At 73.6% G+C, this 16,936-nt stretch carries 18 protein-coding genes; 7 read left to right on the top strand and 11 right to left on the bottom strand.

Features of this window, described 5'->3' with window-relative positions:
• Positions 1 to 284: 284 nt before the first annotated feature.
• The 3 genes from ACFPZN_RS44195 to ACFPZN_RS44185 all read right to left on the bottom strand — a co-directional run bounded on the left by ACFPZN_RS44195 (position 285) and on the right by ACFPZN_RS44185 (position 4,767).
• Positions 285 to 2,408 (bottom strand): SpoIIE family protein phosphatase, encoded by a 2,124-nt coding sequence (locus ACFPZN_RS44195; protein WP_378288855.1) that lies wholly within the window; start codon positions 2,406 to 2,408, stop codon positions 285 to 287.
• A 144-nt stretch (positions 2,409 to 2,552) separates the two neighbouring features.
• A complete protein-coding gene (locus ACFPZN_RS44190) occupies positions 2,553 to 3,179 on the bottom strand; it encodes a TetR/AcrR family transcriptional regulator (RefSeq protein ID WP_378288853.1) in 627 nt (208 codons plus the stop codon).
• A gap of 13 nt (positions 3,180 to 3,192) precedes the next feature.
• The gene (locus tag ACFPZN_RS44185; RefSeq protein WP_378288851.1) at positions 3,193 to 4,767 is read right to left on the bottom strand and encodes an MFS transporter; all 1,575 of its coding nucleotides are present in this window, start codon (positions 4,765 to 4,767) and stop codon (positions 3,193 to 3,195) included.
• Between the two features lie 222 nt (positions 4,768 to 4,989).
• On the opposite strand from ACFPZN_RS44185, the gene panB reads away from it, so the two are divergent.
• Positions 4,990 to 5,853 carry a 3-methyl-2-oxobutanoate hydroxymethyltransferase gene (gene panB, locus ACFPZN_RS44180; RefSeq protein ID WP_378288849.1) on the top strand — a complete coding sequence of 288 codons (864 nt, stop codon included), beginning with the start codon at positions 4,990 to 4,992 and terminating at the stop codon, positions 5,851 to 5,853.
• A 75-nt stretch (positions 5,854 to 5,928) separates the two neighbouring features.
• Here panB and ACFPZN_RS44175 read toward each other — a convergent pair whose 3' ends face one another.
• From ACFPZN_RS44175 to npdG, 4 genes are all read right to left on the bottom strand, one after another.
• Positions 5,929 to 6,600 carry a hypothetical protein gene (locus ACFPZN_RS44175; protein WP_378288847.1) on the bottom strand — a complete coding sequence of 224 codons (672 nt, stop codon included), beginning with the start codon at positions 6,598 to 6,600 and terminating at the stop codon, positions 5,929 to 5,931.
• Entirely contained in the window at positions 6,597 to 6,920 is a 324-nt protein-coding gene (locus tag ACFPZN_RS44170; RefSeq protein ID WP_378288845.1) for a hypothetical protein, read from the bottom strand. The genes ACFPZN_RS44175 and ACFPZN_RS44170 overlap by 4 nt, the downstream gene beginning before the upstream one ends.
• A gap of 64 nt (positions 6,921 to 6,984) precedes the next feature.
• A complete protein-coding gene (locus ACFPZN_RS44165; RefSeq protein WP_378288843.1) occupies positions 6,985 to 8,010 on the bottom strand; it encodes a potassium channel family protein in 1,026 nt (341 codons plus the stop codon).
• Between the two features lies 1 nt (position 8,011).
• On the bottom strand, positions 8,012 to 8,701 hold the full coding sequence (gene npdG / locus ACFPZN_RS44160; protein ID WP_378288841.1) for an NADPH-dependent F420 reductase: 690 nt from the start codon (positions 8,699 to 8,701) through the stop codon (positions 8,012 to 8,014).
• Positions 8,702 to 8,792: 91 nt separating this feature from the next.
• Between npdG and ACFPZN_RS44155 the strand changes: the two genes are divergently transcribed.
• Entirely contained in the window at positions 8,793 to 9,395 is a 603-nt protein-coding gene (locus ACFPZN_RS44155) for a hypothetical protein (RefSeq protein WP_378288839.1), read from the top strand.
• A 23-nt stretch (positions 9,396 to 9,418) separates the two neighbouring features.
• On the opposite strand, the gene ACFPZN_RS44150 is transcribed toward ACFPZN_RS44155, so the two are convergent.
• Positions 9,419 to 9,610: a hypothetical protein gene (locus tag ACFPZN_RS44150; RefSeq protein ID WP_378288837.1), complete on the bottom strand. Its 192-nt coding sequence runs from the start codon at positions 9,608 to 9,610 to the stop codon at positions 9,419 to 9,421.
• 69 nt (positions 9,611 to 9,679) lie between these two features.
• Between ACFPZN_RS44150 and map the strand changes: the two genes are divergently transcribed.
• The 4 genes from map to ACFPZN_RS44130 all read left to right on the top strand — a co-directional run bounded on the left by map (position 9,680) and on the right by ACFPZN_RS44130 (position 13,212).
• Positions 9,680 to 10,531, top strand: a complete 852-nt coding sequence (map, locus tag ACFPZN_RS44145; protein ID WP_378288834.1) for a type I methionyl aminopeptidase — start codon at positions 9,680 to 9,682, stop codon at positions 10,529 to 10,531.
• A gap of 124 nt (positions 10,532 to 10,655) precedes the next feature.
• On the top strand, positions 10,656 to 11,303 hold the full coding sequence (locus tag ACFPZN_RS44140) for a ComEA family DNA-binding protein (protein ID WP_378288832.1): 648 nt from the start codon (positions 10,656 to 10,658) through the stop codon (positions 11,301 to 11,303).
• A 19-nt stretch (positions 11,304 to 11,322) separates the two neighbouring features.
• Positions 11,323 to 12,327 (top strand): DNA polymerase ligase N-terminal domain-containing protein, encoded by a 1,005-nt coding sequence (locus ACFPZN_RS44135; protein ID WP_378288830.1) that lies wholly within the window; start codon positions 11,323 to 11,325, stop codon positions 12,325 to 12,327.
• Between the two features lie 168 nt (positions 12,328 to 12,495).
• On the top strand, positions 12,496 to 13,212 hold the full coding sequence (locus ACFPZN_RS44130) for a metal-dependent hydrolase (protein ID WP_378288828.1): 717 nt from the start codon (positions 12,496 to 12,498) through the stop codon (positions 13,210 to 13,212).
• 27 nt (positions 13,213 to 13,239) lie between these two features.
• On the opposite strand, the gene ACFPZN_RS44125 is transcribed toward ACFPZN_RS44130, so the two are convergent.
• From ACFPZN_RS44125 to ACFPZN_RS44115, 3 genes are all read right to left on the bottom strand, one after another.
• The gene (locus tag ACFPZN_RS44125; protein ID WP_378288826.1) at positions 13,240 to 14,337 is read right to left on the bottom strand and encodes a baeRF3 domain-containing protein; all 1,098 of its coding nucleotides are present in this window, start codon (positions 14,335 to 14,337) and stop codon (positions 13,240 to 13,242) included.
• 133 nt (positions 14,338 to 14,470) lie between these two features.
• Positions 14,471 to 15,265 carry an SDR family NAD(P)-dependent oxidoreductase gene (locus ACFPZN_RS44120; RefSeq protein ID WP_378288824.1) on the bottom strand — a complete coding sequence of 265 codons (795 nt, stop codon included), beginning with the start codon at positions 15,263 to 15,265 and terminating at the stop codon, positions 14,471 to 14,473.
• 70 nt (positions 15,266 to 15,335) lie between these two features.
• Positions 15,336 to 15,917, bottom strand: coding sequence for a TetR/AcrR family transcriptional regulator (locus tag ACFPZN_RS44115; RefSeq protein WP_378288822.1), 582 nt, complete (start codon positions 15,915 to 15,917; stop codon positions 15,336 to 15,338).
• A gap of 102 nt (positions 15,918 to 16,019) precedes the next feature.
• On the opposite strand from ACFPZN_RS44115, the gene ACFPZN_RS44110 reads away from it, so the two are divergent.
• Positions 16,020 to 16,928 (top strand): LLM class F420-dependent oxidoreductase, encoded by a 909-nt coding sequence (locus tag ACFPZN_RS44110; RefSeq protein WP_378288820.1) that lies wholly within the window; start codon positions 16,020 to 16,022, stop codon positions 16,926 to 16,928.
• The last annotated feature ends 8 nt before the right edge of the window (positions 16,929 to 16,936 follow it).

Below are 16,936 nucleotides of genomic sequence, written 5' to 3'. Positions count from 1 at the left end.
GGGGGCGGAGCCCCCACCGGGGGGTGCGCGCCCTGGAGCGAGCCCCCAGGCGAGCGGAAGGGCGCGAACACCCCGCCCCGGGGGTCTGGGGGGTGGCCCCCCAGATAAACACAGGCCGGGGGTGCAGGGGGGCGGAGCCCTCCCTGCCGGGGGGTGTGGGGGGCGGAGCCCCCTGCCGGGGGGTGTGGGGGGCTGCCCCCCACCGGGGTGAGGGGCCGCGTAGCGAGCCCCCAGGCGAGCGAAGGGGCCGCTCACCCCGCCTGGGGTCTGGGGGTGGCCCCCAGTTAGATGCTGTGGTGGGCCTGGCCTGGCCAGGTGCTTTGGGGTTCTGGGGGGTCCGGGTCGACGCCGGGGATGGTCTGTTCGCACCAGACGACCTTGCCGGTGGCGGTGCGGCGGGTGCCCCAGCGGTGGGCGAGCTGGCTGACGACGAGGAGGCCGCGGCCGTTCTCGTCGTCGTCGGCGGCGCGGCGGAGGCGGGGCAGGGCGGCGGAGCGGTCGAGGACCTCGCAGACGAGGGTGCGTTCGTAGAGGAGGCGCAGCTCGATGGGGCCGCTGGGGGCGTACCGCCAGGCGTTGGTGATGAGCTCGGAGGCCAGGAGCTCGGTGGTGTAGGCGAGTTCGCCGAGGTCCCATTCGTCGAGCTGGGTGCGGACGAGGCCGCGGGCGCGGCGGACGGCGGCGGGGTCGGCGGGCAGCGTCCAGGTGGTGAAGCGGTCGCCGGGGATACGGCGGAGCCGGGCGAGGAGGACGGCGATGTCGTCGCGGTGGCGGTCGGCGTAGACGCCGGCGAGGGTGGCCTTGGCGAGTTCCTCCATGGGACGGTCCACGGTGTCGGGGCCGAAGACGCCCTGGAGGCGTTCGAGGCCGTCGTCGATGTCGCGGCCGCGGTTCTCCACGAGGCCGTCGGTGTAGATGACGAAGACGCTGCCGTCCTCGACCTCGAACTCGCGGCTCTCGATGGTGGCCGAGCCGGCGACGCCGAGCGGCGGGGCGGGTGGGACCTCCAGGTACCGGGTGGTGCCGTCGGGGCCGACGAGCAGGGGCGGCAGGTGGCCGGCGGAGGCGACCTCGAGGGTGCCCGAGGTGGCGTCGTAGACCGCGTACAGGCAGGTGGCGAAGTGCGGTTCCTGCTCGCCGAGCTCGACCATCAGCTCGTGCATGACGTGCAGGGCGTCGGCGGGCGGGTGCTCGAGGTTGGCGAGGGTGTGGAGCGCGGTGCGGAGCCGGCCCATGGTGACGGCGGCGCGGACGCCGTGCCCGGCGACGTCGCCGACGATGAGGGCGACGCGGGCGCCGGGGAGCGCGATGGACTCGTACCAGTCGCCGCCGACCTCGACCAGCTGGCTGCCGGGGAGGTAGCGGTGCCGGACCTCGACGGAGGAGGGGGCCGACAGCCGGTGCGGCAGCAGGCTGCGCTGCAGCGCGAGGGCTGTGGCGCGTTCCCGGCTGAAGCGGCGGGCGTTGTCGATGACGATGGCGGCGCGGGCGGCGAACTCCATGCCGATCTCGACGTCGTAGGCGTCGAAGCGGCGGAAGCCGGGCACGCGGGTGCAGGAGATGAAGCCGAGGAGGGTGTCGCGGGCGATCATCGGCAGCAGCACCATGGAGACGCCGGTGAGCAGCTCTCCCGCGGGGGTGCGCCGCCAGCGGGCGGCGATGTCGCCGGCGACGCCGGCGTCGACGTGCGGGAGGTGGACGGGGCGGGCGCTCTCCAGGACCTCGCGGAAGGGGGTGCCCTCGGGGTAGACGAGCACCTCGCCGACCGGGAACGTGGACGTCCACAGGGCGTTGCCGTCGTCGGAGGTGACGGCGATGCGGCGCAGGACGGCCGAGCCCGACTCGCTGTGCACCTCGTCGGCGGCGACCAGGCTCTCCAGCACCAGCACCGAGGCGGTGGTGCAGAAGTGCGGGACGATCACGTCGACCAGGCCCTTGGCGGACTGGTCGAGGTCGAGGGAGGCGCCGAAGCGGGTGAGGGGGTCGTCCAGGAGGGCGCGGCGCATGAGGGCCGGGTCCTGGTAGCGCTCGCTGAGCGGGAGCGCGACGCGGACGTGCAGGAGGCCCATCGGGGCGGCGCCGGTGTCGCCGCCGACCATGGGCTGGGCGGTGACGACGGCGTCGGTGGTGCCGCCCTCGCCGTCGGGCTCCGCGTCGCCGCGGCGGACGGCCAGGACGGCGGTGCGCTCCTGGCCGGAGGCGATGGCCTCCAGCAGCGTCTCCAGCTCGGCCTTGGCCTCGTCGCAGGCCAGTTCGCCCGCGGCGCGGCCGATCAGGTCTCCGGGGGCGTAGCCCAGCACGGCGCGGGCGTTGGGCCCGCACTGCACGATCCGGCGCGTCCCGTCGATGCCCAGAACGAGGGTGCGGGACGCGGAATCGGCGGTGGACGCATCGCCTCGCGACGCCATGACGGATCTCACCAGACGCGCTCCAGACAGCCGGTCGTCCTAGCACTCCAAGCGCCAGTATGGGGCATGAGGCGCGATCAAGGGAGAAGATCACGTGCCGGACGCCGAATTAGTGCGGAAGTTCTCTTGGATGGGGCCGCGATTCTAGCGTTCGGCATTCGTCCCAAGGGCGGCTTCGGTGCCGATACCCCCGAGTACGGTGTCGACGACCGCTTCGGGAAAGCCCTCGGGCAGCCGGTCCCGCGGGGTCTTGTGGGCGAGCGCGCCGACGAGCAGCGCGATGGCGACCTCGGGGTCGACGCCGGGACGCAGCTCGCCGCGCTCCAGGCCGCGGCGCAGCACCCGCCGGAGCACTTCGCGGCGCGGTTCGATGACGTCGTTGCGGTAGCGGGCGTAGAGCCGGGGGTGCTTCTCGGCGCCGCCGACCACGTTCCAGAAGCAGCGGGCGTGCCGGTCGCCGCGCTCGGCGCCGATCTGGCGGGCGAGTTCGACCAGGTCGGCGCGCAGGGAGCCGTGCTCGGGGTCGTGCAGGGGGCGCTTGGCCGCGGCCAGCGCCCCGACGATCAGCGCCTCCTTGTTGGGCCAGCGGCGGTAGATGGTGGTCTTGCCGACGCCGGCGCGGGCGGCGACGGCCTCGATGGAGACGGCGGCCACCCCCGACTCCTCGGCCAGCAGGTCGAGGACGGCCTCGATGATCGCCTTCTCGGCGCGCTCGCTGCGGGGGCGGCCGGGGGCGCGGGCGGCGGGGTCGCGTGTCGTCGTCTCGCTCATCGGAGTCCCATTGTCACACCCCGGCGCGTTCGCGGGACGCCGCGTCGGTCCCCTCCGGTTCGGGCGTGTCGCGGGCGGCGCGGCCCGGCATCCACTTGAGCACGACCAGGGCGCCGAGCAGCGCCACGACGGCGGCGCCGCCCGCGGTAGTGCGCATGGCCTCGACGAACGCGGCGTCGGCCTGTCCGGCCAGGCCGTGCCCGGCGGCGCCGAGCCGGGCGGCGACCGCGTGCGCGCCCTCGATCGACTCCCCCGCCGCGGCGCGGGCGCCGGCCGGGAGCGCGGCCAGCGGCTCGGCGAGCCGGTCGCGGTAGATCGCGGCGAGCGCCGAGCCGAGGACGGCGACGCCCATGGCGACCGCGACCTGCCGGGCGGTGTTGTTGAGGGCCGAGCCCGCGCCGGCCTTCTCGCGGGGCAGCGCGGACATGACCGACTCGGTGGCGGGCGGCATGACGTTGGCCATCCCGGCGCCCTGCACGAAGAAGATCACGCCCAGCGCCCACAGCGGCGTCCCGGTGCCGACGCCGATCAGCGGGTAGGTGGCCAGCGCCGCGGCGATCATCAGCAGCCCGGCGGTGCAGACGGCCCTGGCGCCGAAGCGGTGGACCATGGCGGCGCTGCGGGTGGAGAAGATCAGCTGGGCGGCGGCGAACGGCAGCAGCATCGCGCCCGACTGCAGGGCGCTGAGGCCGCGCACCGACTGCAGGTAGAAGCCGGTGAAGAAGAACATCCCGGAGGCGGCGAAGAAGCACAGCGCGATCGCGGCGACGGCGGCCGACAGCCGCGGGTCGCGGAACAGCCGCACGTCGAAGGCCGGGTGGTCGATGCGCGCCTCGTTCCAGGCGAAGGCCGCGAGCACGGCGAGGCCGGCGGCGATCGGCCCGAGCACACCGGGTTCCAGCCAGGCGCCGCGCTCGCCGCCCTGGATGATGCCGTACGAGAGGGTGACCAGGCCGGCGATCGACAGCAGCACCCCGGCGGGGTCGAGGCCGCCCGGGTCGGGGTTGCGGGACTCGGGCACCAGGAGGGCGATCAGGACGGCGCCGAGCACGATGACCGGCACGTTGATCAGGAACACCGAGCCCCACCAGAAGTGCTGCAGCAGCAGCCCGCCGGTGACCGGGCCGATGGCGATGGCCAGGCCGACCGCGCCGCTCCAGATGCCGATGGCGCGGGCCCGCTCGTGCGGTTCGAAGACGTTGGTGATGATCGACAGGGTCTGCGGCATGATCGCCGCGCCGCCCAGTCCCATCAGGGCGCGGGCCGCGATCAGCTGGCCGGGGCTCTGCGCGTACGACGACAGCAGAGAGGCCACCGCGAACAGGGCCATGCCCGCGACCAGGACCCGCTTGCGGCCCAGCCGGTCGCCGATCACGCCGAAGGTGAACAGCAGCCCGGCGAACACCAGCGTGTAGGAGTTGATCGCCCATTCCAGCTGGCTCTGGGTGGCGCCGAGGCCCGCCTCGGGGTCGGCGATGGTCTTCAGGGCCACGTTGAGGATGGTGTTGTCCAGCACCACCACGAGCAGGCTGAAGTTCAGCACGCCGAGGATGTACCAGCGGCGGCGGTGGACGGTCTCGCGGTTCACGGCCCTCCCGGGGGGCTCCGATACGGAAGCGTTTCGTAATCTCGTGACGAGCGTACGCCCGGGTCGATCCGATACGCAACCGTAGCGTTTCGTAACGGCCGGGCCCCTGCTGGAACGGTCCGGCGAAGGAATCTGGGGGCTACCCGAATCGTTGGGTGAGTGGGATCATCGGATCCGTCCGGGTACGCCACCGTGGCGCCTCGAGACTGGAGGTTCTTCACCGTGTCTTCTTCCGCTGCCCCGGCCCAGCAGAACGCCCAGCAGCCGACCGCCCTGTACGGCGGCAAGGGCGGGCGACGGGTCACCGTGCGCGACATCGCCGCCGCCAAGGAGCGGCACGAGAAGTGGCCGATGCTCACCGCGTACGACGCCCTCACCGCGCGCGTGTTCGACGAGGCGGGCATCCCCGTGCTCCTGGTCGGCGACTCCGCCGCCATGGTCGTCTACGGGTACGACTCCACCATCCCCGTCACCGTCGACGACCTCATCCCGCTCACCGCCGCCGTCGTCCGCGGCTCCCAGCGCGCGATGGTCGTCGCCGACCTCCCCTTCGGCTCCTACCAGAGCGGCACCGGCGAGGCGCTCGCCACCGCCACCCGCTTCCTCAAGGAGACCGGCGCCCACGCCGTCAAGCTCGAAGGCGGCCGCCGCATCCTGCCCCAGGTCGAGGCGATGGTCGCCGCGGGCATCCCGGTCATGGCCCACCTCGGCCTCACCCCGCAGTCGGTGAACGTCTTCGGCGGCTACCGCGTCCAGGGCCGCGGCCAGGCCGGCGACGAGCTCATGGCCGACGCCAAGGCCCTCGAGGCGGCCGGGGCCTTCTCCGTCGTCCTCGAATGCGTCCCCGAGGACCTCGCCGCCAAGGTCACCACCTCCCTGTCCATCCCGACCATCGGCATCGGCGCCGGCGACAACACCGACGCCCAGGTCCTCGTCTGGCAGGACATGGCCGGCCTCACCCCGCGCACCGCCAAGTTCGTCAAGAAGTACGCCGACCTCGCGACCATCCTGGGCGACGCCGCCCGCAGCTACGCCGACGACGTCGTCGGAGGCGTGTTCCCGGCTCCCGAGCACACCTACCACTGAGCCATCCCGGGAAACCCCACCCCCGCTCGCGAGGCCGTGTCCGTGAGGACGCGGCCTCGCGGGCGTGTGGAGCGGCTACCGGGGCGCCGGGACGGCGGCGGGGACGCCGGCGATGGAGATCTCTTCGCGGAGGGTGTCCACGGCGGCGCTCAGGACGTCGGGGCCCGCCACGTTCATGAGGAGCAGGCCCAGGTTGAGGGCCATCTGGGCGTCGGTCATCTCGCTGCCCGCCAGGGCGTCCACGGCGGTTCTCAGGTCGGCCTGGTCCTCGGCGGAGACGTTCTGGAGGAGGCCCAGGCAGTAGGTGGGGAGGGCCAGGCGGGACTTGGCGAAGGAGACGCCGCGCATGATCTCGCCGGCCTCGTGCGCGCGGGTCTTGGCCTGCATGCGGTCGACGCCGCGGTCGGCGGCCGCCAGCAGCGAGGTCAGCAGCGTGCTCGGGCCGACGGCCACGTCCTCGTCGCCGACGCGGACGGTGAAGACCGCGCTGCGGAAGACCATCATCGAGCCCAGGCTGGCCACCAGGACCTGGGTGGCGCCGGCGACGTCCGGCGACTTCACGCCGAACTTCCAGTCGAAGGTGTGCAGGAGCAGCAGCGAACCGGCCCCCGCGGCCCCGTTGATCAGGACGTAGGCCCAGGTGCTGGGCACCCGTACCAGGGTGGTCGGCCGGTCCCGGTAGCGGCTGATCAGCTCGGCGACGCCGACCAGGCAGCTGAGCGAGACCGCGACCAGATAGCCGATCATTCCCGCAGCCGCACCAGCTCGTCGACCTCGCGCTCCACGGTCACCACGCCGCGATCGAGCAGCCGCTCGACGGCGTCGGCGACCTCCAGCAGGCCGAGGCCGGTGGAGTGGTGGAGCTGCTCCAGGCTCAGCGGGCCGCGCCCCTCGCCCAGCCTGGCGACCACCAGCCGGCACGCCTCGGGGAGGTCGGCGGCGTCGGGCGCGTCACCGTGGTCGGGGTGGGTCGCGGGGGGCCTCGCGGAGGTCGCGGCCAGGGCGCTGCCCCGGCCGGACGCGGTCAGGAACGTGCTCCACGGGTCGGCCGACCGGATCTGCCTCATCTTCACCTGCCCTGGGGGGCTTCCGATCATACGGGGGTCCGGCACTTGGACGCGCGGACGCCCGCTACCGCTCCCGCCACCGTCCGTTGGAGCGGGCCACGATGACGCGGTCGCCGGGCTCCAGGCGGGCGCAGGCGCCGTCGTCGTACGGCAGCGTCCGCCCGTCCCGGACCAGCGCGATCGCGGGTTCGGGCAGGTCCCGCAGCGGGCCGCCGACCTCGCCGGGGCGCACCTCGCGCTCGACCAGGTCGAGCCCGGTGCCCTGTTCGAGGAGGTCCTCGATGACCTCGCTCACGTTGGGCTGGCTGGTGGAGACGCCCAGCAGCCGTCCCGCGGCCTCGGAGGTGGTGATGACGTGGTCGGCGCCGCTCTGCCGCAGGAGGGGGACGTTCTCCGACTCCCGCACCGCCGCCTGGATCTTGGCGGACGGGTTGAGCTGCCGGGCGGTGAGCGTGATCAGCACGGAGGTGTCGTCGCGGGCGCTGGCCACCACCACGACCCTGGCGCGGTCCACGGCCGCCTGGCGCAGCACCGAGCTGCGGGTGGCGTCCCCGATGACGCCCACCAGCCCCGCCTCGGTGGCCTCGGCCACGACGCGCGGATCGGGGTCGACCACCACGATGTGCTCGCGGTCGACGCCGGCGGTCAGCAGGGTCTTGATGGCGCTACGGCCCTTGGTTCCGTAGCCGGCCACCACGATGTGGTCGCGCACCCGGCCCCTCCAGCGGGACAGCCGCCAGTCCGCGCGGGTGCGTTCGGCCAGCACCTCGAGGGTCGTGCCCACGAGGACGATCAGGAACAGCACCCGCACCGGAGTGACGAAGACGATGTTGACCAGCCGCGCGCCCTGGCTGACCGGCGTGATGTCACCGTAGCCGGTCGTGGAGACGGTCACGGTGGCGTAGTAGAAGCAGTCGAGCAGCGACAGCGGGCCGCCCGCGTTGTCGCGGTAGCCGTCGCGGTCCGCGTAGACCGCGGCGACGACCGCGAACAGCAGGAGCAGGGCGATCCCGACCCGCCGCAGCACGGCCCGCATCGGCCCGGGCCGGGACGACGGAAGCAGGACCCGGGCCGCCCCGCGCTCCGGCACGTCAGACGTCGGTGACGCGGAGCCCGGCGTGCGCCTTGTAGCGCCGGTTCATGGAGATCAGGTTGGCGGTGAACGCCTCCACCTGGCCCGCGTTGCGCAGCCGCCCGCCGTACACCCCGCGCATCCCGGGGATCCGGCCGGCCAGCGCCTGGACCAGGTCGGTGGCCTCCCGGTCGTCGCCGAGCACCAGCACGTCCAGCTCCATCTCCGCCACCTCGGGATCGAGCAGCAGCACCGCCGAGACGTGGTGGAAAGCGGCGACCACCCGGCTGTCCTCCAGGACGGCGGCGGCCTGCTGGGCGGCGCTGCCCTCCTCGACCGGCAACGGGTAGGCACCGCGCTTGTCGAAGCCGAGCGGGTTCACGCAGTCGACCACGATCTTCCCGGCGAGCTCGGCGCGCAGCGACTCCAGCGTGGGCCGGTGCCCTTCCCACGGCACCGCGATCACGACCACGTCCGCCTCGGACGCCGCGACCGGGTTCTCCGCGCCGCGCACCGGCAGCCCCTCGTCCAGGTCGTCGGCGGCCTCCTGGGCCCGCTCCGCCTTGCGCGAGCCGATGATCACCTCGTGGCCGGCCAGCGCGAACCGCCGGGCCAGCCCCTTGCCCTGGTCGCCGGTGCCGCCCAGGATCCCGATCTTCAGGCCGGTCACGTCGGGGAGGTCGTACGGGGTCTTCTGCGCCTCAGTCATGCGATCGAGTCTGCCAGGTGGGGTCACCCGCGGGTCAGACCGCCCTGCCGCATGCCGAAAACCGCCTGCGCGCGCGGCCGCGTCGGGCACCATGGAGGCCGTGGACGCCGAGCAGGTCACGATGCTGCGCGAGGTGCTGGCCGCCACCGGATGGCTGGAGCGCACCGGGGAGTTCGGGAGCGCGCTGCGCACCAGCGCGCGCACCCCCGGCGGGCTGCTGCTGGTGGGGACCCCCGCCGGGGACCCCTGGCACATGGCCGCCCATCTCGACGACGAGAGCCGCCTGGGCGGGCTGCCGGGCCTGTCCCCCACCCTGGTGCGCTGGTCGCCGCCGCCGGGCGCGCCGTCCCACCTGGCGGTGGGCCTGGAGCGCCTGGAGTCGGCCGGGCGCGGCGAGACGCTCTTCGTCGTCGCCGAGGACGAGGCCCCGGTGCCGCTGCTGGAGCGGGTCGACGACGCGCGCCGCACCGGCGCGGTCGTCCTGGCCCTGGAGGGCGGCGACCGCGACCTGCGCGGCCTGGCGCACGAGGCTCTGACCGTCCCGGCCGGGGAGGGGCTGATCACCTTCGACGGGGCCCAGCATCTGGTCAGCGCCGCCGCGCGGGACGCCGCCCCGCGGAGCGGCGGCCCCCGCGGCCTCAGGGGACGGCTCGCCCGCCTGCTGGAGGCGGTGAGCGGCCCCACGGTCGACTGACTCGCGGGGTCAGTCCTCCGGGCTCAGTCCTCTTCGTCCTGGCGGGCCCACTGCTCGTTGCGCTGGCGGGCCAGTTCCAGGGCTCCGGCGGCGGCGGTCTCGGACGCGTAGGGGCCCATCCGGTCCTTGTTGGGGCAGCCGGGCCCGTGCTCGACCTTCATGTGCTTGAGGCAGAACCACCAGTCGCCGTCGTCCTTGGCAGAGTCGCCCTTCATACCGCCTCCTCGTTTCTCGCCGCCGCCTAGGGATTCGTGCCCGGGGCGCGCTGACTACACTCCCTCACTATGACGACCCAACTACTCCGGCCTGGCCGCGTCTCCCCCATGCGCAAGGTACCGGCGCACATTCCGCGTCCGGAGTACGTAGGGAAGAAGCGCCCCAGAACGGGTGAACCGGACGTGAAGTCGCCCGAGATCATCGAGCGGATGCGGGTGGCGGGGCGGATCGCGGCGCAGGCTCTGGAGGAGGTCGGCAAGCACATCCGGCCGGGGATCACGACCGACGAACTCGACGTGATCGGCCACAAGTTCCTGCTGGAGCGCGACGCCTACCCGTCCACACTGGGGTACCGGGGGTTCCCGAAGTCGCTGTGCACCTCGATCAACGAGGTGATCTGCCACGGCATCCCGGACGACACGGTGCTGCGGGACGGCGACATCATCAACATCGACATCACGGCGTTCGTGGACGGGGTGCACGGCGACACCGACGCGACGTTCCTGTGCGGGAGCGTGGACGAGGAGTCGCGGCTGCTGGTGGAGCGGACGCACGAGGCGATGATGCGGGGCATCCGGGCGGTGGCGCCGGGCCGGGCGCTGAACGTGGTCGGCCGGGTGATCCAGTCGTACGCCAAGCGGTTCGGGTACGGGGTGGTGCGCGACTTCACCGGGCACGGGATCGGGACGACGTTCCACTCCGGGCTGGTGGTGCCGCACTTCGACGACCCGACGGCGACGACGGTCATCGAGCCGGGGATGACGTTCACGGTCGAGCCGATGCTGACGCTGGGCGTGCACGACTACGACATCTGGAACGACGGCTGGACGGTCGTCACGAAGGACCGCAGGCGCACCGCGCAGTTCGAGCACACCGTGCTGGTGACGGAGGACGGCCACGAGATCCTGACCCTTCCCTGACCCTTCCACGACCATGACCACGGGTACAAAAAGGATCTAGAGCCCAATCTCCCCAGACCGGCTCGGGAGTGCGCTTCTGATGAAAGCCCCAGTGCCGTACGAACCGCGGGTACCTTCGGACAGCATGCCGCCGGGACGCGCGGCGATGAGCGTGACCTGGGCGGCCCTGCCCTTCCTGACACTCGGTTACGCGACCCCGTTCACCTTCGCCGTCGCGGCCGTGTGGCGGCGCAGCACCCACCTGGCGGTGGCCTCGGCGGTCTACGTCGCGGTGTTCGTGCTGATGCTGACGCTGCTGCCGGGGATCGACAAGGAGCCGGACAGCACGCAGGGCGCGGTGGGGGTGCTGACGTTCCTGCTGGCGTTCGTGGGGTGCGGGCACGCGTTCGCGGTCCGGCGGAAGGTGTTCGACCCGCACGGGCTGTCGGGGGTCGACAACGAGGCGGCGATCGAGGCGGTGCGGCGGCAGCGGGCGCTGCGGCAGAAGGCCCGCGAGCTGGCCGCCGGGGATCCGGGGCTGGCCAAGGAACTGCGGATCGGCCGTCCCGACCTGCCCCGCAAGTACAACGACGGCGGCCTGGTGGACGTCAACCACGCGCCGGCGGAGGCGCTGACGCTGCTGCCGGGGGTGACGCCGGAGCTGGCGGTGCGGATCGAGCGGGTGCGGGCGGAGACCGGCGGGTTCATGTCCGCCGAGGAGCTGTCGGCGCTGGCGGGCCTGCCCGCGACGCTGACGGCGGAGGTGGCCGACTACGCCGTCTTCATCCCCTGAGGATGGGTAGGCACCGGGTGTGGCGACCGCGAAGAAGGGTGACCGGCTCGCCGAGTACCGGGGCAGGAGGGCCGCCGCGCGGACCCCTGAGCCGGTTCCGGCGGAGGGGCCGCTGCCCGAGGGCGACGACGACACGTTCGTGATCCAGGAGCACCACGCCCGGAGCCTGCACTGGGACGTGCGGCTGGAGCGGGACGGGGTGCTGGTGTCCTGGGCGGTGCCCAAGGGCGTCCCGGCCGATCCGGAGAACAACCATCTGGCCGTGCGCACCGAGGACCATCCGCTGGAGTACGCGGCGTTCGAGGGCGATATCCCCAAGGGCGAGTACGGCGCCGGGAAAATGATGATCTGGGATCGCGGGACGTACGAGACCGAGAAATGGTCGGACCGCGAGGTGAAGGTGGTCCTGCACGGCTCGCGCGTGTCCGGCCGGTACGTGCTCTTCCGGACCCGCGGGAAGAACTGGATGATCCACCGCATGGACCCGCCCGCGGATCCGGACGCCGAGCCGGTGCCCGAGGCGGTGCGGCCGATGCTGCCGGAGGAGCACGGGCGGCTGCCGCGCGACCGCACGCGGTACGCCTTCGAGTTCGCGTGGGGCGGGCGGCGGCTGCTGGCCTACGTCGAGGGCGGGCGGACCCGTTTCACCGACGGCCGCGCCCGCGAGACCGGCGGCCCGGCGGGTCTCGGGTCGCGGCTGGGGGCGGCGCTGGGCGCCCGTCCGGCCGTGCTGGACGGTGAACTGGCCGAGGTGGAGGGGCAGGAGACGTACCTGCTGTCCGACCTGCTGTACCTGGACGGGCGGCCGCTGCTGGACGAGCCGTACCGGCGGCGCCGCGAGCTGCTGGACGACCTGGACCTCAACGGCCCGCGCTGGCAGACCGCGCCGTGGTACCCGGGCGAGGCGGACGCGGTGCGGAAGGCGGCGCGGTCCCAGGGGCTTCCCGGAGTGCTCGCCAAGCGGCTGGACGCGCCGTACGAGCCGGGGAAGCGGTCCGGGGCCTGGCGCTACGTGCCGGTCTGAGCGGAATCGCCGGAGAACGGGAACCGGAAACGCCCGTACCCAATCCAAATGGACACAAGGCGTCATCGGCGCGCCGCCCCTGAAAACAGTCCTTCAGGGGTTAGAGTCCGCGAGGAGAAGGGCGGGGACGACGGGGTTGGCACAAGTGGATATCGGGGGTGACCGCGGATGATGGGGCAGACGCACGCCCTCAGCGGGGCGCTGGTGTGGCTGGGCACCGTACCGCTTCTCAGCCAGGAAAGGCTGCTCGGAGACCACGCGCTGTCGCTGTCCCCCGGTCAGCTCCTCGCGGGCGCCGTGGTGTGCGCGGGCGCGGCGCTGCTGCCCGACATCGACCACCACAACGGCCGCATCGCCAACACCTTCGGCCCGATCACCAAGAACCTGTGCAAGTGGGTCGGCAAGGCGTCGGGCGGGCACCGGCAGGCCACCCACTCGATCCTGTTCGCGGTCCTGATGGGCCTGGCGATGGACGCGCTGGCCACCCATTTCGTGTACGGCTGGTGGGCCGCCCTGTTCGTGATCGTCGGTTTCGGGCTGCGCGGCATCGGCCTGGACTTCGAGGGCAAGGAGCCGCAGTCCGCGCTGGCCGACTGCGCGGTCGCCGCCCTGGCCGTCTATCTCATGCACGACCTGGACATGAGCTTCGCGGGCTTCGCCGTCGCGCTGGGCTGCCTGGCGCACGTGGTCGGGGACTGCCTGACGCCGCGCGGCTGCCCGGTGTTCTGGCCGATGAAGTGGCGCATCGACATCCCCGTGATCCCGCGCACCGACGGCAAGGTGGAGCGCTGGGTCATCACCCCGCTGCTCACGCTCGGGGTCGCCGTGCTGACCATCCGCTCGATGCTGGGCGACATCGCCACCAACTGGCTCACCCGCGGCTAGCCCCGCCCGCGCGGGCGGGGCGGGCGGTCAGAAGCGGGTGACCAGGGCGATGCGGTCGTGGTCGACCAGGAAGCCGTCGGAGACGAAGGTGACCTCGCCGCCGTACTCCAGCGCGGTCTCGATGACGCGGTCGACCACGTCGTCCACGACGCCGTGGCCCTTGAGCGCGCCGACGGGGCCCTCGACCGGGATGGTCTCGCCGTGGTCGAGGACCGCCGCGGAGTAGAAGCCGCGCTCGACCACCAGGTGCTCGCCGCGCCCCTCCTCGACCAGGCCCATGACCTCCTCCAGGCCGCCGGCGTAGCGGCGCAGGCCGCGGGCCGCCTCCAGCTCGGCCAGCACCGCCACCTCCCGCAGGTCCTCGTAGGCCTGCAGCACCGGGCGCACCAGGTCGGCCAGGGCGCCCGCGGAGGCGCCCTCGTAGCCGCCGTCGATCCGTCCCGCCACGGTCACGTGGGGACCGGCCATCTCGTCGAAGAACGCCTGGTGCCGGGTGACGCCCGCGACGATCACCGGCCGCCGGTCGCGGGCCAGCACGGCGTCCAGGCCGGCCAGCACGTCGCGGATCAGCGCGCGGTGCCGCCGCTCCTCGGAGTGCCCGGTGCGCGGGGACCGGCGGCCCGCCTCGCCCTCCTCGCCGGGCGGCTCGGCGGTCATCGGGAACCCGCCGCGCGCCGTCTCGGTGAGCTCGCCGCCGCGCCCGTCCCACAGCCGGGTGCCGTGGTCCGACAGGACCAGCAGCCAGTAGCGGCGGGTCCGGGTGTGCGCGGCGACCAGGTCGCGGATGGCGAAGCCGGAGTCGACGATGACGCGCTCGTCCACCGGCTGGTCGATCGTGAAGGTGTGGTGCTCGCCGCCCGGGGCGGCGAACAGCAGCAGCGCGTCGGCGGCGTGCCGGGGGTCGAACTCGCCGGCCGCCCGCTCCAGGCCGCGCAGCACCTCCTCGGCGGTGTCCGGCGCGATCCGCGCGTCGGCGCGCAGCCGCCGCCGCGTCTCGGCGAGCAGGTTGCGGAGGCGGATGGGGTCCTGGCGGTTCTCCGGGGTGCGGCGGCAGGTCGGCATCAGCACCGAGACCGCCGGGTAGTCGCGCGGCTTGCGCAGGTCGGACAGGGCGACGGCGTCCATGATCCCCCGATCGGATGGCCTTCTCTGCTGTCTCTTTTGTAACGAATCGCAGGTAAATCATGCGTAAGACGGGCGGGAGAATCGGGCCGCCGCGGCGTGGGAACGCTCACACCGCGCCGATCACACCTGCCGATCACACCGTGCCGAGCAGGGCCGCGCTCGCCTCCCGCAGGCGGCGCCGCACCTCCGGGTCGTAGGCGTCGCGATGGGCCCGGGACTCCCGCGGGCCGTCGTAGAAGCGGCCGGTGACCTCCGGGGGCGCGTCGATCAGCCGGAGCACCGCCGCCGCGCCCTCGTCGACCGTCGACAGCGGCGTGACCCCCGCGTCCCGCACCATCGCGGTGTCCATGAACGTCGCCGGGTGGACGCAGTTCACCGCGATCCGGTCGGCGCGCAGTTCCTCGGCCAGGTCGAAGCTCCACGCGGCCAGGGCCAGCTTGCTCCGCCGGTACGCGACCACGCCGTCGTAGTCCCGCTCCATGTCCAGGTCGCCGAAGTCGATCGGCTCCTGGCCGAGCGAGCCCTCGTTGACGATCCTGGACGGGGCGGCGGCCCGCAGCAGCGGCAGCAGCGACCGGGTGAGCAGCACGGGCGCCAGGTAGTTGACCGACAGCCGGAGCTCGTGGCCGTCCGCGCCGGTCTCGCGGCCCGCCCCCTGCCCGCCGAAGCCCACCCCGGCGTTGTTGACCAGCACGTCCAGCCGGTCGCGGGTCTCGGCGACGCGGGCGGCCAGGGCCCGGACGCCGGCGAGGGAGGCCAGGTCGGCGGTGAAGGTGGTGAGGCGCGCGCCGTCCAGCTCCTTGGCCAGCAGGTCGAGCTTGGCGGCGTCGCGGCCGTGCGCGAGGACGGTGTCGCCCCGCTCGGCCAGGCTCCGGGCCAGGCGGCGGCCCACGCCCGCGGTCGATCCGGTGATCAGTACGGTCGTCATCACTCCATCCTCGGCGCCGGCGGAAGGGGTCAGCCAGGTTCCGCCGTACCCAGGACGGCCCGTCCTCCCCTCATCCCGGGGCCCGGTTCCTGAGACCGTCGAGCATCACGCGGGTGAGGGGGTCGTCGAAGCGGGCGCCGGGACGGCACACGGCCGCGCTGAGCACGGCGACGACCTCGTCCGGCGCCAGGTCGCCGCGGAGCGTGCCCTCCTTCTGGGCGCGCCCGGCCAGCTCGGCGATCAGCGCGTCGGAGGCTCGCTCCTTCTCGTGCCGGTCCGGGTTCGCGGAGGTCCCGCCGGACAGCTGCTTGACCAGGGCGAGCGGCTGGAGGGTGCAGTACTCGACGAAGCGCACCAGCGCGTCCCAGTGCGGCGTCGCGTCCGGGCCTTCCGGGGCGCCGCGTCCGGCCTCGCCGGCCGCCTCGGCCTCGTCGGCCACCTCGCGGCCGAAGCCGAGGAGCCGGTCGAGCGCGGTGACGGCGATCTCGTCCAGCAGCGCGCGCCGGTCGGGGAAGTGCCGGTAGAGGGTGCCGACGCCGACCTCGGCCGCCCGCGCGACCTCCTCCATCGACGCGGCGGCCCCGCGTTCGGCGAACAGCCGGAGCGCCGCGGCGGCGATGCGCTCGCGGTTCCTGCGCGCGTCGGCCCGCACGGGCGCCCTCCCCCTCAACCGGAATTTCACGTTCAGGTTAGTGTACCGTGGACGACCGGAAGCGGAATCTCCGCTTCACCTTGCTGCGTATCGGGAGGCATCATGCGGATCGGACGGTTCGTCGGCGGCGGCGGAGCCACGCTGGAGGAGCTGGTCGGGGAGATCAGGGAGGCGGCCGAGGCGGGGCTCGACAGCGCGTTCCTGAGCCAGCTGACCGACTGGGACGCGATCACGGTGGCCGGTATCGCGGGCCGCGACGTCCCCGGGATCGAGGTCGGCACCGGCATCGTCCCGACCTATCCCCGGCACCCGGTCGCGCTGGCCGGCCAGGCGCTGACCGCCCAGGTCCTCAGCGGCGGGCGGTTCACCCTCGGCGTCGGCCCGAGCCACCCGCCGCTGATCGAGGACCGGCTGGGCTACTCCTACGCCAGGCCGCTGCGGCACACCCGCGAATACCTCACGGCCCTGCTCCCGCTGCTGAACGGCCAGGAGGTCGACTACCGCGGCGAGACCATCACCGCCGTGGCCAAGGTGTCGGTGCCGGGCGCCGCTCCCCCGCCCGTCCTGCTGGCCGCGCTCGGCCCCAAGATGCTGCGGCTGGCGGGCGAGCTGGCCGGCGGCACCATCACCACCTGGGTCGGGGCGGAGGCCACCGGCGACCACATCGTGCCGGCGATCACCAAGGCGGCCGAGGAGGCGGGCCGGCCCGCGCCGCGGATCGTGTCCTCGGTGATCATCGAGCTGACCGGCGACCCGGACGGCGCCCGCCGCTCCCTGGCCGGCGAGCTCGGCTTCGCCTCCGACTTCCCCGCCTACCGCGCGATCCTGGACCGCCAGGGCCTGGACGGCGTCCAGGAGACCATCGTCGCGGGCGACGAGCGCGCCGTGACCGCGGCGATCCGCCGCTTCGCCGACGCCGGGACGACCGACCTGCTGGTCAGCCCGCGGGGCGACGCGGCCGCGCGGGCCCGCGTGATCGAGCTGGCCGGCTCGCTGCGCCGCGGCGCCTGACCGCTCCC

Origin of the sequence: Actinomadura rugatobispora (genome assembly GCF_042656285.1) — a bacterium.
Taxonomy (GTDB): domain Bacteria; phylum Actinomycetota; class Actinomycetes; order Streptosporangiales; family Streptosporangiaceae; genus Spirillospora; species Spirillospora rugatobispora.
Note: the sequence above shows the minus strand (reverse complement) of the source record. Positions and strands in the feature narration are given on the sequence as shown.